This window comes from Falsiroseomonas sp. (assembly GCF_030695085.1).
Classification (GTDB): Bacteria; Pseudomonadota; Alphaproteobacteria; order Acetobacterales; family Acetobacteraceae; genus Falsiroseomonas.
In genome coordinates this window covers 1-13,614 of the sequence record NZ_JAUYTS010000090.1, presented here as the reverse complement: position 1 = coordinate 13,614, position 13,614 = coordinate 1, and the positions used below count along the sequence as shown (strand labels likewise).

Below are 13,614 nucleotides of genomic sequence, written 5' to 3'. Positions count from 1 at the left end.
CGAGTTGCGACCTTCGCATTGTCCCTTGGTGGCCCCGAAAATCCCCTGGCTGGCGCGCAAGCGGCCAGGTCATGTCCGGGCGCTGCCCCTCATCTCATAGGCTTTAATACTTAGACCCACCCCGCCCGGGACGCGCTCTCGCGCGCCCTGCCCGCCGCGCGTCCGAACGGAGCCCCGCCCATGCCCTTCGTCAACACGGCCCTGGTGCCGCTGGTCACCAATTCCGGCTTCACCATGTGGCTGTACCGCACCACCGACAGCCGCGCCGATGCGCTGGCGCCGGGCTATTTCGAGCCGGCGGCCGCGCGGCTCGCGACCGGCGACATCATCGTGATGCTCGCCTCCGATTCCATGTCCTTCCTGCCGGTGCGCGTCGGCGATGTCGTCGCCGCGGGCCTGGTGCTGGACAGCTCCCAGGCCCCGTTCCGCGTGCAGATCCGCGGTGCGCAGGTTTTTTCCGTCTCGCAGACGGCGACCGCGGTTGCGATGACCGTCATCCTCGGCCCGCTCGCGGCCGGCATCCTCTCGAACGGCATTGTGCAGGCCTCCGCCACGCTGGCCGGGCCGGTGGCGCAGGTGGCCTTCAGCATCAGCGATGCGGGCGGCGCCGTGGTGCGCGGCCCGACGCTGGCCACCGTCACAGGCGGCAGCGCCACCGCAGCCCTGCCGGCACCTGCGCCGGGCACCGGCTACCGCCTGCGCGTGGTCTCCACCAGCGACGGCGCGGTGGCCGACACCTCCCCCGCCTTCAGCGTCACGCTGCCCTTCGGCCTGCTGCTGCAGGCGGGCGGCGCGCTGCTGATCGAGGATGGCAACCGCCTGCTGGTCTGAGCCGCGCCCGGCGACCCGCCCCTCCCCCTTCCCCGCACGTTCGGAGCCGATCCCCTCATGGCCGACGCCAAGATCTCAGACCTGCCGGTTGCCGCGGCACTCGCCGCAGCCGACATCACGCCCATCGTCCAGGGCAGTGGTGGCGCGGCGCAGACGCGCCGCGCCACCTTCGCCCAGATCACCGCCGGCGTGCATGCCGAGCGCATGTTCCACGTCCGGGATTTCGGCGCCGTGGGCAATGGCACGACCGATGATGCGGCCGCGATCCAGGCCGCGATCGATGCCGCCTCCGCCGGCGGCGGCGGCACCGTCCGCCTCGGCCCGCGCCGCTACCGTGTTGCCGGCGCCAACCTGGTGGTGAAGGAGAATGTTTGCCTGGAAGGTCCCAATACCTTCCCCGGCGGCCAGCGCCTGGCGGCCGATTACCGCACCGTCCCCGGCACGCTGCTGCTGTCTTCGGCCCGCACCGTGCAGATCCTGCGCGCCGGCGCGCTGCGCGCGCTGGCGCTGATCCGGGAAGGCCTCGGCACACCACCCGCTTCGATGCGCGCCGGTGTCAATCTGCGCGCCGGCATGGCCGGCACGGCCATCACCGTTGGCGATGCGTCCGGCACGCATCACGACGTGATGGTGGAGGATCTGCTGATCCTGGGCTTCGACCTGGCCATCCGGTCCGACAACAGCCAGCGCCTGAATGTGCGCCGGGTGCGTGGCGACAACCGCAACGGCATCTTCCTGACCCGCACCTATGACATCTCCCGCGTCCATGACGTGCATTTCTGGCCGTTCCTGACCGGCAACATCGGCGGCACGTCGCTGTACACGCGCAGCGTTTCCGCCGTTGCCAACAACGGCAGCGGCGCGATCCGAATCACCACCTCCGCCACGCATGGGCTGGTCACCGGCGATGTGGTGAACATGTACGGCATCACCGGTGTGCCGGCGGCGAATGGCCGCTTCATGGTCACCGTGGTGGACACCACGCGGGTCGATCTGCAGGGCCCCGCCTTCTCCGGCAGCTGGTCCGGTGGCGGCACGCTCAGCGTCTGGAACAACCGGCGCAACGGAACGGCCTTCCGGGTGGAAGACAGCGATGTCGCCGAATTCGTCAACTGCTTCTGCTATGGCTACGACCGTGGCTTCGACCTCGGTCTCGGCGCGCAATCCATCCAGATGCACAATTGCAGCGTGGATGACCTGCTATCGCTGAAGGATCCCTTCACCATCGGGGCGCTGATCCAGGGCACCGCCTTCCGCACCAAATGGGTCGGTGGCTTCATCAGCAGCATGGCCACCGCGATCATGGTGAATTCCGCCGCGAGCAATCAGGGCGACAACCAGTTCGTCGGCGTCATGGTCGGTGGCGATGGCGGCGGCCGCGCGGTGGAGGTGATCGATGGCGGGCTGACCCTGGTGGCCTGCGACCTGCCGGCCGCCCGCGTCTATCTCGCCAGCACCGGGGACAGCCTTTCCGTCGTCGCCTCCGACACCCGCTCCGCCACCTTCGAGGCACAGACGCCTGCGGATCTGGCGCGCATCGCGCTCGTCGGCAACCGGCTTCAGGCGCTGGGCTCGTCCGCCGACCAGACCAGCGCGCTGCTGCGCCGCAGGTCCGAATCGCTCGGTGCGGAGCTGGACCTGGAGAATCAGGACGGCGCCATCTCGTATCGCGTGAATCTCGGTGCCGGGGCGCTGGCGCCGCTGGCGATCGGCGGCGATCCGGAGGCCAACCCGAATGGCGGCGTCGTCCTTGGCGCGCCGTCGGACATGACGGCGCCGATGAAGCTGACGCTGCGCCGTGCCTCCACCACGCCGGTGGCGGGACACGCGCTGGGGCAGCTCGCCTTCAGCGGCCGCAACCTGGCCGGGGCGGAGACCGAATTCGCCCGCGCCGGCGGCATCAGCGAGGCGGTGACGACGGGCGCCGAAGCCGGTGCCTTCGTGGTGGAGACCCGCAATGGCGGCAGCCTGGCGGAACGCTTCCGCATCAGCGCCACCGGCACCGTCACGCTGACCGGCCCGCTGGTGCTGCCAGCGGACCCGACCGCCGCGACGCAGGCGGCGAGCAAGGGCTATGTCGACGCACAATTCACCACGCGCCGGCTGCCCGTGGTCGCAACCGCAGGTGCCACGGCTCTGACGCTGGCCGCGCATCATGGCCGGCTGGTCAGCGCCAATACGGGCACCACGCTCAGCATCAGCTGGGCCGCGACCGGCGATGGCTTCACCTGCCTGATCGCCAATCGCGGCACCACCGACCTCGCCATCACGCTGACCGGCTTCACCGCCACGACGCCGAGCAACCCGGATGGGCTGACCAGGATCCGCGCCGGCGGCCTGGCGACGTTGCTCGCCTTCAGCCCCGATGGCGGCACCACCAAGGTGCTGCTGCTGTCCGGCGCGGCGGCGCCCTGACGCGTCCGGCGCAACCGCCCCCCCAAACCACAAGGACCGCCCATGACCGAATGGACCATGATCTGCTGGCAAGGCAGCCCAGAGGATGCGAGCGCCGCGCTGCGTGCCCTTGGCTGGCACGCAGCCGGGGAGGAACCGGCCGATGCGGTGGATCCGCGCATCGGCGGCTTCATCCCTGCCGCCGGCCAGGCGCCGCAGACCTTCGACGGCGTCGCCTATGTGGCGGTCGCGGCACAGGGCGAGGTGCCCCTGCCGCCCGGCCTCGCCCCGGCCGGGCCGGAACTGTTCCGCGCCCTGCTCGGCGGCTTCTGAGCCGCCCTTCCCACCCCTGAAAGCGAGGATTTCCGGATGACCGACCTGACCGATCACGCCAAGAACCTGCTGGGCCGCGCCCTCTGCGCCCGGCTGCCCACCCTGCCCACCGCCGTCTGGGCCGCGCTCGGCACCGGCGGCAGCGCCGCCGCCGGGCTGACCGGCGAGCCGGCGGGCACCGGCTATGCCCGCCAGCGCGCCACCTTCACCGGCACCGGCATGCAGCGGAATGTGGAGGCGATTCGCTTCACCTTCACCGCTGCTGCCGGCACGCTGACCCATGTCGGCCTGTTCGATGCCGCGAGCGGCGGCAATCCGCTGACCTTCTCGCCGCTGACCACCCCGCTGACCGTGGCCGGCCCCGGCACGGCGACGCTGACCGGCAATGCATTGACGGTGACACCGAGCTGAACCGAGGCGCCAGGCCTGGCCCGCTGGCGTCCTATCCGCCGGCGGACCAGGTGGCGGGCCAGATGCCGCGCAGCCAGCCGGATGCGCCACCCCTCTCGGCACCCCCCTGGCCCGGGTTCGCCAGCGTGGCCGGGGCCTGGGACAGCCGTGCGGGCGGGCTGCAGGCCCCCTCGGTCAGGCTGCGCTCGGCCCAGGCCAGCCGGGCCTGCATGACCAGCACGGCGGGGTAGTAGGCGGTCGCTTCCGCCACGCGGGGCAGCGCCTCCTCCCGCCCGCTTCCGGCCAGGGTGGCGATGGCAAGCTGGACGATGGCCCGCAGCCCGGCATCGCCAGCATAGGGCGCCAGCGCGCCGGTTTGCAGGTCCACCCAGGCGGGCGGTGCCGGATGCGCCGGGTCCAGCCAGAAATCCACCGCCGCGCGCAGCGCCGCCGATTGCGCATGGCCGCCCCAGGCCAGGTTCAGCGGCACGCGGACGGCGTCGTAGGAAAAGCGCGCCGGCCAGCCCTGGGCCGGCCGCGGCCGCAGCGCACCGCGCGGCAGCGCCACCCAGTCGGCCGGCAGGCGCCAGCGGCCGAAGCGGGCCTGGTCCGCCAGTGCCACGCCACCTTCCTCAAGCGCCCGCCATTCCGGGGCCGGCGCCAGCCGTGCCAGGGCACGGAAGGCGGGAGAGACGTAGTAGCTGGGGTTCACCACGACATGGTCGTGCTTCAGAAACCCCTCGACCCCCGGCAGCAGCAGCGTTGAACCCCCTTGCCGCAGCACCGCCTTCCGCAGCAGGTCGCGGGCCATGTCCGTGGCCAGGGCGCGGTAGCCGGCATGGCCCCAGCGATCCGCCGCCTCCGCCAGCGACCAGGCGACCAGCAGGTCGCCGTCGCTGGCATTGTTCATGTCCGGCACCGGTATGGGTGCGCCCGGCCGGAATGCCCAGGCCAGGAGGTGATCCTCCGGGCGGCGCAGCACGCCGCGGGTCCATTCCAGCATGCGATCGAAGCTGGCCCGGTCGTCGAAGCGCACGGCGAACAGCATGGCCGCGCCCTGGCCCTCGGAATGCGAGATGCCACCATTCCCGGTGTCCAGCACCCGGCCATCGGCATGCAGGAAGCGCCGGCGGAAATCCAGCCAATCGCCCGTCACGGCGGCCGCCGCGGCCGGTCCCGGCCGGCCCGTGGCGATTCCCCCCGCGGCCATGCCGCCTGCCGCCAGCGCGGCTTGCAGCAGCATCCGGCGGCCGGGACGCCCGACCGGTAGCGACGCCTGAGAATTTGGCGGAAGGTGCAAACGCTGGGTCATGCCCCGGTCCCTTTGGTGGCGCATCCGTCTCCAAAGGGTTAACGCGCGGTCCTGGCGCCCACGAACCAGCTTTTGTACGGAGTTGTCCCGCGCCGCCGCGGCCAACCCTACGTTGCATTACATCGCCTGAATCACACGCCAGGAGCGGTCAGCCGCGAGACTGCCCGGGCCCATCGGCGCGGCAGCTATACCTGCGCAAAACGTGGCGTGATCCCGCCGGCGCGACGTGGCGAATAAATCCCGCATGACGGTCAGGCAGCCAATGAAACCAAATACATTTTGTATTTGCATCGAAAGCATCGCGTCAGACCAGAACTCGGTCTGGCCGTGAATTGAAGTATGGCTTCATCGTTTATGTGTGGACTCGGTAAACCTTCTCACTATAGGTTGAATTTTCTGACACCATCGTGATTGGCCTATGGAAAATGTCCCCTTCGGCTGCGCTGCTGGTCACCAGCTCGCCTTATTCCGTGCCGGCCCATCCCGAAATCACCCCGCCCCGTTCCGCCCCCACCGATCCGCACGGTGCGGTTGCAACCCCCTCCGGCATTGCACCACTGGCGCCGCAGCGGGCGCTTCGCCCGGTCCTGGTGCTGGAGGATGATGCCGCGGTGGCCGCGACCATCTGCACGGCGCTGACGCGGGACGGCTGGAACACCGTGACCGCCGCCACCCTGGCCGAAGGAAGGCTGCGGCTGCACAGTGACAATCCGCGCATCGTCATCGCCGATCTCGGCCTGCCGGATGGCAACGGCATCGCCTTCGTCCGTGAAGCCGCCGGCTGCACCGATCTCGGCATCATCGTCGTCAGCGGCCGGACCGAGGAGGTGGATCGCGTCATCGGCCTCGAGGTCGGCGCCGATGACTACCTGACCAAGCCCTTCTCCCTGCGTGCCATGGTCGCCCGGATCCGCGCCCTGAGCCGGCGCCTCGACGCCAATCTCGCGGCCGGGGCGGTCGATCCACCGCTCGCCACCAACCCGACCCAGCCCCTGCCCCTGCCCATCGCCGAGCCAGCGTCCTGGAGCCTGGCCGGATTATGCCTGCAGCCATCGCGCTTTCGCATCCAGACCGCGCAGGGCACCGAGACGCGGCTGACCGGGGGCGAGGCCGGCCTGCTGAACCTGTTGCTGACCGTGCCGGAGAATCTGGCGGACCGGGATACCATTGCCGGCCGCGTGCTCGGCAGGCGGCTGCTGCCTGAGCAGCGCGGCGTGGACCAGCTTGCTTCCAACCTCCGGCAGAAGCTGGTCGCCGCCTCGGCGGGGCGGATCACCATCACGGCGCTTCGCGGCAAGGGCTACCGCCTCGTCTGGTAGGCGACGGCTGCGGGGCCGGCTGCCCTGCGGAATCCGGCCGTAGCCGGGGGGCCAGACGGCCCGCGCAACACCGCATCCCGCAGCGAATGGACAATCGCCCGGTCCCGCAGCCCGTTCCGCCGCTTGCCCTCTACGACGTGTCTTCGGCACCCCACCTCCCCTCTAGGAGGCCAGGACTGCCATCAGCGATGGATCCCGCTCAGCAGGAAGGCCATTGGCAAAAACGCGCCCCCGTCCGGCCCGGACCATCTGCGCAGCCCCCCGCCACTGTTGAGCAAGCCTGACAGCAGCGCGCGCTGCCCGCCAAGGTTCGGGAAGCGCTGGATATCGAGGCCGGCGGCGCCTACGGCTAACACCCAAGCCGTCGGCCGCCATGGCCGGGTTGGCGGCAGACCACCGCCATCTGCGCGCGGCAACGCCAGCAGCGCGGCGCATGCTATATCAACAGGCCGTGATTTTGCTGATCAAACGTATATCAACCTGACCATAAAGGTTGGTGCACTCCGCAGGCGATGATCGCCGAGGAATCGACCATGCGGTTGAAGACGCCCCGTCCCGGTCCCCCCTGGCTTTCGGCTGCATCCGGCGTGGGGCATTCGCCCCTTGGCCGCATCGGCGCCGCGACCGGCCCGTTGCGGAGCAAACGGGTGCGGAGCGGACGGGTCCGGGTGAGGCGGGCGGGGGCGGCCCGCGACCCGCCCGCGCTGGCGCGCCCCCCGGCCCACCGCCATGTGCCCTCCCATCGCAACAAACAGCGCCCCGACCCAGGCGCCAAAACCGGAAGTCCGCCGCCGATGTATCTGTCGCCCGAACGCTTCGACACCGCCGAGGCCCTGCTCAGCCAGGAACCTGTCGCGGACACCCCGAGGGAGGCTATGGCCGCCCGACTGCCCGCCGCGGTGCAGCCCTTCCTGACCTGGCTGACAGCGATGCCGGCGCGCGGCGAGGCGATGCCCGATATCGCCGCCTGGCGCTTCGTCACCGGCGCGCTGGCGCTGATACTCGGCGGGGTGGCGCTGGGCGCGGCGCCGCTGGCGCTGGCGGCGCCGCCCGTCTGGGCCTGGCTGCTGCTGCCGCTCGGGCTGCTGCTCACCTCCTCGGGGCTCGGCCTGTTCCAGGTGGTCATCTTCCACCATTGCTCGCACGGCACCGTCTTCGCCAGCCGCGAACGCAACCGCCAGGTCGGGCGGCTGGTTTCCGCCTGCCTGCTGTTCAAGCGCTTCGACGACTACCAGCACGAGCACATGAAGCACCACAGCGCCAAGAAGCTGCTGACGGAGGAAGATGAATTCGCCGATTTCGTGCTCGGCCTGTGCCGGCTGGAGCCGGGCCTGCCGAAGGCGGAGCTGTGGCGGCGGGTGGTCATGAACACTATCTCCCCGGTCTTCCATGCCCGTTTCGCGCAGCGCCGGGTCAAGGCGGCGCTGTTCAGCGGCGACCGCGCGCATGACTGGACCGGCCGGCTGTTCTGGGGCGCCCTGATCGCCGCTGCGGCGGCCACCGGCACACTGCTGGAATTCGCCATCCTCTGGGTGCTGCCGGTGACGGTGCTGCTGCAGATCGCCACCATCTACCGGATCCTGTGCGAGCACCGCTTCCCCGAGGCGGCGCTGATCGCGCTGCGCGACCGCAGCTTCGTCTGCCACGCCACCACCGGCGTCTTTGCCGGCCGGCGCCCACCGTCCGGGCATGTGGGTGGCCTGCGCGGCAGCCTTCGCTGGGCGGCGTGGTGGGCGGATATGCTGACGGTGCAGCTGTTCGTCCGGCTGTTCGTGCTGGTCGGCGATGCCCCATGCCACGACTTCCACCATCGCCGCCCCGCCACACGGCGCTGGACCAGCTACATCCATGCGCGCCAGCAGGATGCCGAGGCCGGCTCGCCGGGCTTCCCGCATGGCTACACGGAATGCTGGGGCCTGTTCGAGGCGGTGGACAGCAACCTGGCGACGCTGGCCGCGACCGCACCCGCCACGATCGGCCGCTGATGCCCGGCCGGGTCCAGGGGACCCGGCCGTCAGTCTCCGCTGGCGGGATTGGTCGCGGCAGCGCGGCGCACCGCCAGCGTGTCCTGCTGCAGCCGCACCGCATCGGGCGGCAGATGCACCGTGACGGTGGTGCCCTGGCCGGGGGTGCTTTCCAGCACGAAGCGGGCGCCATGGGCCTCGACCAGGTTCTTGGCGATGGGCAGGCCGAGACCGGTGCCGGGAAAGCGCCGGCGATGGCCGTTCGAGGCCTGCTGGAATGGCTGCAGCACGCGGGCGATGTCCGTGGCCTCGATGCCGATGCCGGTATCCGCCACGCTGACCTGCGCCCCGCCATCCGGCTGCACGGCGAAGCCCAGCCGCACCCGCCCCTCGGGCGGGGTGAACTTCACCGCATTGCCCAGCAGGTTGCCGAGGATCTGGCGGAATCGCAGCCGGTCCACGAACAATTCGCAGCCGCGCCCGATCTCGGGCGCATCGAGCGTCACGCCCTGGCGAAGGGCCAGCGAGCCTGCCTCCCCGAGCGCCGCATTGAACAGGCTGTCGCTGGCCACCCATTCGCGCCGCAGGCTGGGTGCCGCGTTCTCCAGGCTGGCGTAGTCCAGGATGTTGTCGATCAGGTCCAGCAGCATGCGGCCGGATTCGTTGATCTGCGCGATGTAGGTGCCGCGTTGTTCCGCCGTCGTCGGAATCGTCGATCCGGGCGCCATGATTTCGGAAAAGCCGATGATGGAATTCAGCGGCGTCCGCAATTCATGGCTCAGTGTCGCCAGGAAGCGCGCGCGCGCCGCGCCGCTTTCCTCCGCCACCGCCTTGGCCGCCCGCAATTCGACCTCCGCCGCCTTGCGCGCGCGCACGTCGAGATAGACGGACAGCGCGCCTTCGACGAGTTCCTGGTCCCGCGTCTCGAAGGGCCGCGTGACATTGCCCTCCGAGTGGTTGCCGAGGATCAACGCGACCCCGCTCAGCGGATCGAAGGCCCAGAGCACATAGGGGGTCCGCAGGATCGAGGTCAGCTCATAGGCTGGCGGTTCCAGCTGCGTGCGGGAGGTGGTGAAGAAGAAGCTGGGTGCCGCCGGCAGCACCACCTGGCCCTGCCAGGCCTCGCCACCCATGCCGATCACGTGGGTGACGCGGAAGCGGGCCGATCCGTCCGGTCCGATGCGCTCCAGCAACGCGGCGCGATCGCACAGCGCGTTGTCCACCACCACTTCCAGCATCGGCTGGCCGATTTCGTCGGGCAGGTTGCAGACATCGGACAGGCGATGCGCTTCCCGGATCAGCTTGGCGACGGTGCGGCTGCGGCGCGCTTCCCGGAAGGCCTGGCTCTGTTCCTCCTGCAACCGCAGCAGCCGCGCTCCGAGATCGTTGCACTCGCGTCGGTAATAGGCGAGCTCACGGTCGAGCGGATTGGGCTCCGGCGGCTTGCGCGTCATCGGCGGCGGCGCAGCACGGCGAGCACGCCGGTCCAGTCCAGCGACCGGCTGATGCCGCCGCCCACCGGCGCGACCTCGACGCCGGAGTAGAAGCCGAGCAGCGGGATCGACGGGTCGAGACCCTGCGCGACCAGTTCCGCCTCCTCCACGGGCGCGCCGCTGCGCGCGCTGGCCCGGCCGGCGCAGTCGATGTACAGCGCGAGGAGATTGTCCTCCCCCGCCACCGCGCCGTTCATGGCGGCGACACCGCGGCGCACCGAATCGAGCATCAGCGAATTGTCGCGGCTCATGATCTGCACGACCGTACCGAGTGCGAAATCAGGCTCGAACAGGGTGACGGAGCCGGCTTCGGCATTGGCGCGCAGGATCAGGCGGTTGACGTAGTCGCCCTCATGGTAGGGGGTGTAGCGGTCCCCCTGCTTCTGCCCCAGCGTCACCTCCAGCGACAGGTCCTGCCCGCGGGTCTGCCCGAGCGGCAGGCCCAGCATGCGCTCGATCACGCCGAGCGCCGGCTGGTCATCCAGCTCGAACACATCCGCCCCGTCGATGCGGGTGATCTCCATGAAGGAGCTGATCGGGCGGCAGCCATGCATGATGACCGTCTCCACCTCGATCCCCGGCGGGAAGACCAGCGCGATGGCGGCGTGCTTCAGGACACGCCGGCCGGCAAAGACCCAGCCGCCGGTCAGGTTCATGTCGGTCAGCAGCCCGCCGCCGAACAATTGCAGCGGCGTGGTGCCGAAGCCGTCATGGAACCCCTCCACCACGGAACTCGCGAAGTGCAGGCGCGGCGGGGCACGGGAGGCCACGCTGTCGAACAACAGCATGACAGCGGCATCCGGGCTGGCGATGCCGCCCACCGCCTGGCCCAGCGCATGGCCCGCGGCACGGACCCCACCCAGCAGCGCCTCCGTCATCACCGCCTGCGGCACCACCGACGGGTCGTAGAAGCCGACGATGCCCATCTCGAAGCCGCCATAGCCGAAGCTGTCCCGGCCGATGACGCCGGCGGCGGACCCGCCATAGATGGGCACCGGGCCGAATTCCGCCGTCAGCGCGGCCAGCACCGCATCCGGGTCGTGCTTGCCGCCGCAGAAGGCCAGCAGCATCAGCGGCGTGTCGGGGCCAACGCCCTCCCGGCATGACCGCGCCGCGACGGCGGGGTTGGAGCTTTTGACGTTCGCGGCGCGGATCATCGGATCAGTCCCGGATGCAGAGCTGGCCAGGGCGCAGCCAGGATTTGAAGCTCCGGCCGTCGTTCAACGATTGCCAGAAGACTCTCTCTCCAAGCAACCGCATCAACCTATTCATCGATCGTTTCGCACGTTAATTTCAACATGCAAAAGATAAGTAACCATTGCTGCCGCTCAAGGCCGGACCGCTCGATCAGGCCTCGAATTCGCGTGGCGATCGCAGGTCAGGGTCGGCTCGCATGCAGCACGAAGCGGATCACGCCACGACGGATGCGGCGGGGCGACGCCGGCAGATGGATTCCGAGGGGGAAGTGGTGCTGCTGAAGAGGATTGAACTCTTGACCTCTCCCTTACCAAGGGAGTGCTCTACCACTGAGCTACAGCAGCGGACCGCCTGAAAAGCGTGCGGGTTCCTAGCGGTTCACCCGGCACGCCGCAAGCCCCTGCCCCATCATTGCGGCACCGCCCTTAAGCCGGCTCGGAAGGGCTGGCATGGCAACACATCGTGATCCTGCTGGCGGGGTGATGATTTGCCAGATCGGATCAGGCGGGGAGACTGGCCACCGAAACCGGCACGGAGATCGAATCTTGGGTGCCACATCCTGAAGCTCAGCCCGGAGGCGCGGCCGCTGGCCCGCCTGGTGCCCCATCAGGCCTGGTCCATCGCGCAGGCCGAGGTGCTGCGCATGGCGGACCGGCCCGGCATCATCGCCCTTCTGGGCGCAGCCGGCGTCGGCAAGACCACCTTGCTCGGCGCACTGGCAGCGCAGTTCCGCGCGCAGGGGCAGGCACCGCAGCTGGTCGCCTGCGGTGACCTGCTGACCACGCCCCTGCCACCGATTCTGCTGGTGGATGAGGCGGACCGCATCGAGGAAGCCATGCTGGCGGCCCTGGCGCGGGAGGATGGCGTGGCGGTGCTGGCCGCGCTGCCCGGCTTCGCCACCCGGCTGGCCGGGCTGCCGCACCGCCTGGTGCACCTCGGCGGGCTGCTGGAGGAGGAAGTGCCGGCCTATGTCGCCGCACGCCTGGCCACGCTGCGCCTGCCCTCGGACCGCATTGCCGCGACCGCCCTGGCCGAGCTGGCCGAGGCCTCGGCGGGGGTGCCGCGCCGGCTGAATGTGATGATCGGCAGCAGCCTGTTCATGGCGGAGATGGACGGCGCGACGCAGGTCAGCCCGGTACATGTGCGGGCGGCGGCGGAGATGCATGTGCTGCCGCTTCCCGAGGCTGCGCCGGCGGCACCGGGCCAGGCGCTGGTCCTGCCGCCCGCGACGGTGCCGGCCGCCGATGCCGAGCCCGCCGCCCCGCCCCCGGAGGCACCGCGACGGCGCCTGGGCTGGATCATCGCCGGGGTGCTGGCCGTGGCCGCCACGGCGCTGGCGCTGCTGCCGCAGGCGCCGCCGCCAGCCGGCCCTGCCGCGCCACTCGCCGCCGCGCCGGCTGCTGGTGGGGTGGCCGAGCCCGGCGACCCGCCGCCTCCGCCCCAGCCGGCCCCGCCCCCTCTGGACCAGGCGCCCCCGGCGGCGCCGGCCGCGCCCCCCCCGGCGCAGCCCGCCGCGACACCCCTGGTGGAGCCGGCTGCGACACCACCGGTAGAGCCGACCGCACCGCTCCCGCCGGAGCCGGCCGCCGCACTCCCGCCGGAGCCGGCCGCGCTCCCGCCGGTGGAGCCGGCGGCGCTCCCGCCGGTGGAGCCGGCGGCGCGTCTGGTGCTGACCTACCCGCGGGGCGATGCCGCCGCCGCCGCGCGGAGCGCCAGCCTGGCGGCGCGGCTGCGCGAGGCCGGTGTGGCCGCTGGCGCGCCGTTCGCGGTCTCGGCCGGTGGGGCGTCCGACCAGCTGCGCTACTTCTTCCCGCAGGATCGGGCGCTGGCGGAGGATCTGGCCGCCACGGCCGGGCAGGCCGCCGCAGCCACGCTCGGCGAGGTCCCGCCGGGCGCCCCCCTGCCGCGGCCCGGCACGCTGGAATGGGCCGTCTCCGCCAATCCAGCCGCCATCCCCCCGCCCAGCGCGCCGGCGCCTCGGCCGCCCCCGCCCGCCCTGGCCGAACCCGTTCCCAGCCAGCCGCCGGATGGCGCGGTGCTGCCCTTGGCCGCGCCGGTACGACTGTCCTGGCAGGGGCTGGACGCGGCCGAGGCCGGCTGCTGCTTCATTGAGGTGCTGGCCCAGGCCGGGGAGTCCAGGTGGCAGGAGGTGTTCGCCGGCGTTCCCGATGCGCCCGACCACCAGAATCTGACGCTGACAACCCCGGGGGACTACGCCTGGCGCGTGCTGCACGTCTCCCGCGAGGGCCCGCATTACGTGGCCGCACCCTGGTCGCGCTTCACCCTGCGCCCGGCCGCGCCATGAAGCGCCTCGCCTGCCTGGTCCTGGCCGCCGGCCTGGCCGCCTGCGCCGTGCCGCCGCCGCAGCCGCCGCCACCCCG

Annotated in this window: 10 protein-coding genes and 1 tRNA gene; 7 read left to right on the top strand and 4 right to left on the bottom strand. The window is 71.1% G+C overall.

From position 1 onward, the window contains the following. Positions 1-180: 180 nt before the first annotated feature. From Q8S40_RS11110 to Q8S40_RS11095, 4 genes are read left to right on the top strand one after another with little or no spacing between them, the layout of a single operon-like run. The gene (locus tag Q8S40_RS11110; protein WP_305670443.1) at positions 181-831 is read left to right on the top strand and encodes a hypothetical protein; all 651 of its coding nucleotides are present in this window, start codon (positions 181-183) and stop codon (positions 829-831) included. Between the two features lie 57 nt (positions 832-888). After that, positions 889-3,246, top strand: a complete 2,358-nt coding sequence (locus Q8S40_RS11105; RefSeq protein WP_305670442.1) for a glycosyl hydrolase family 28-related protein — start codon at positions 889-891, stop codon at positions 3,244-3,246. Between the two features lie 42 nt (positions 3,247-3,288). After that, positions 3,289-3,558 carry a hypothetical protein gene (locus Q8S40_RS11100; RefSeq protein ID WP_304807016.1) on the top strand — a complete coding sequence of 90 codons (270 nt, stop codon included), beginning with the start codon at positions 3,289-3,291 and terminating at the stop codon, positions 3,556-3,558. 36 nt (positions 3,559-3,594) lie between these two features. Further along, on the top strand, positions 3,595-3,969 hold the full coding sequence (locus Q8S40_RS11095) for a hypothetical protein (RefSeq protein WP_304807014.1): 375 nt from the start codon (positions 3,595-3,597) through the stop codon (positions 3,967-3,969). Positions 3,970-4,000: 31 nt separating this feature from the next. Here Q8S40_RS11095 and Q8S40_RS11090 read toward each other — a convergent pair whose 3' ends face one another. Continuing rightward, the gene (locus Q8S40_RS11090) at positions 4,001-5,191 is read right to left on the bottom strand and encodes a glycosyl hydrolase family 8 (protein ID WP_305670441.1); all 1,191 of its coding nucleotides are present in this window, start codon (positions 5,189-5,191) and stop codon (positions 4,001-4,003) included. 494 nt (positions 5,192-5,685) lie between these two features. Here Q8S40_RS11090 and Q8S40_RS11085 point away from each other — a divergent pair, with 494 nt between their 5' ends. Together Q8S40_RS11085 and Q8S40_RS11080 are read left to right on the top strand one after the other, a co-directional pair. Further along, positions 5,686-6,579, top strand: coding sequence for a response regulator transcription factor (locus Q8S40_RS11085; protein WP_305670440.1), 894 nt, complete (start codon positions 5,686-5,688; stop codon positions 6,577-6,579). 794 nt (positions 6,580-7,373) lie between these two features. Continuing rightward, positions 7,374-8,564: a fatty acid desaturase gene (locus tag Q8S40_RS11080; protein WP_305670439.1), complete on the top strand. Its 1,191-nt coding sequence runs from the start codon at positions 7,374-7,376 to the stop codon at positions 8,562-8,564. Positions 8,565-8,593: 29 nt separating this feature from the next. On the opposite strand, the gene Q8S40_RS11075 is transcribed toward Q8S40_RS11080, so the two are convergent. From Q8S40_RS11075 to Q8S40_RS11065, 3 genes are all read right to left on the bottom strand, one after another. Beyond that, complete coding sequence (locus Q8S40_RS11075) at positions 8,594-9,997, bottom strand: sensor histidine kinase KdpD (RefSeq protein WP_305670438.1); 1,404 nt, start codon at positions 9,995-9,997, stop codon at positions 8,594-8,596. After that, positions 9,994-11,193: an FIST signal transduction protein gene (locus tag Q8S40_RS11070; protein ID WP_305670437.1), complete on the bottom strand. Its 1,200-nt coding sequence runs from the start codon at positions 11,191-11,193 to the stop codon at positions 9,994-9,996. Before Q8S40_RS11070 ends, Q8S40_RS11075 begins: the two co-directional genes overlap by 4 nt. 309 nt (positions 11,194-11,502) lie before the next feature. Further along, positions 11,503-11,577 (bottom strand) — tRNA-Thr (locus Q8S40_RS11065). A 254-nt stretch (positions 11,578-11,831) separates the two neighbouring features. On the opposite strand from Q8S40_RS11065, the gene Q8S40_RS11060 reads away from it, so the two are divergent. Continuing rightward, complete coding sequence (locus tag Q8S40_RS11060; protein WP_305670436.1) at positions 11,832-13,538, top strand: hypothetical protein; 1,707 nt, start codon at positions 11,832-11,834, stop codon at positions 13,536-13,538. The last annotated feature ends 76 nt before the right edge of the window (positions 13,539-13,614 follow it).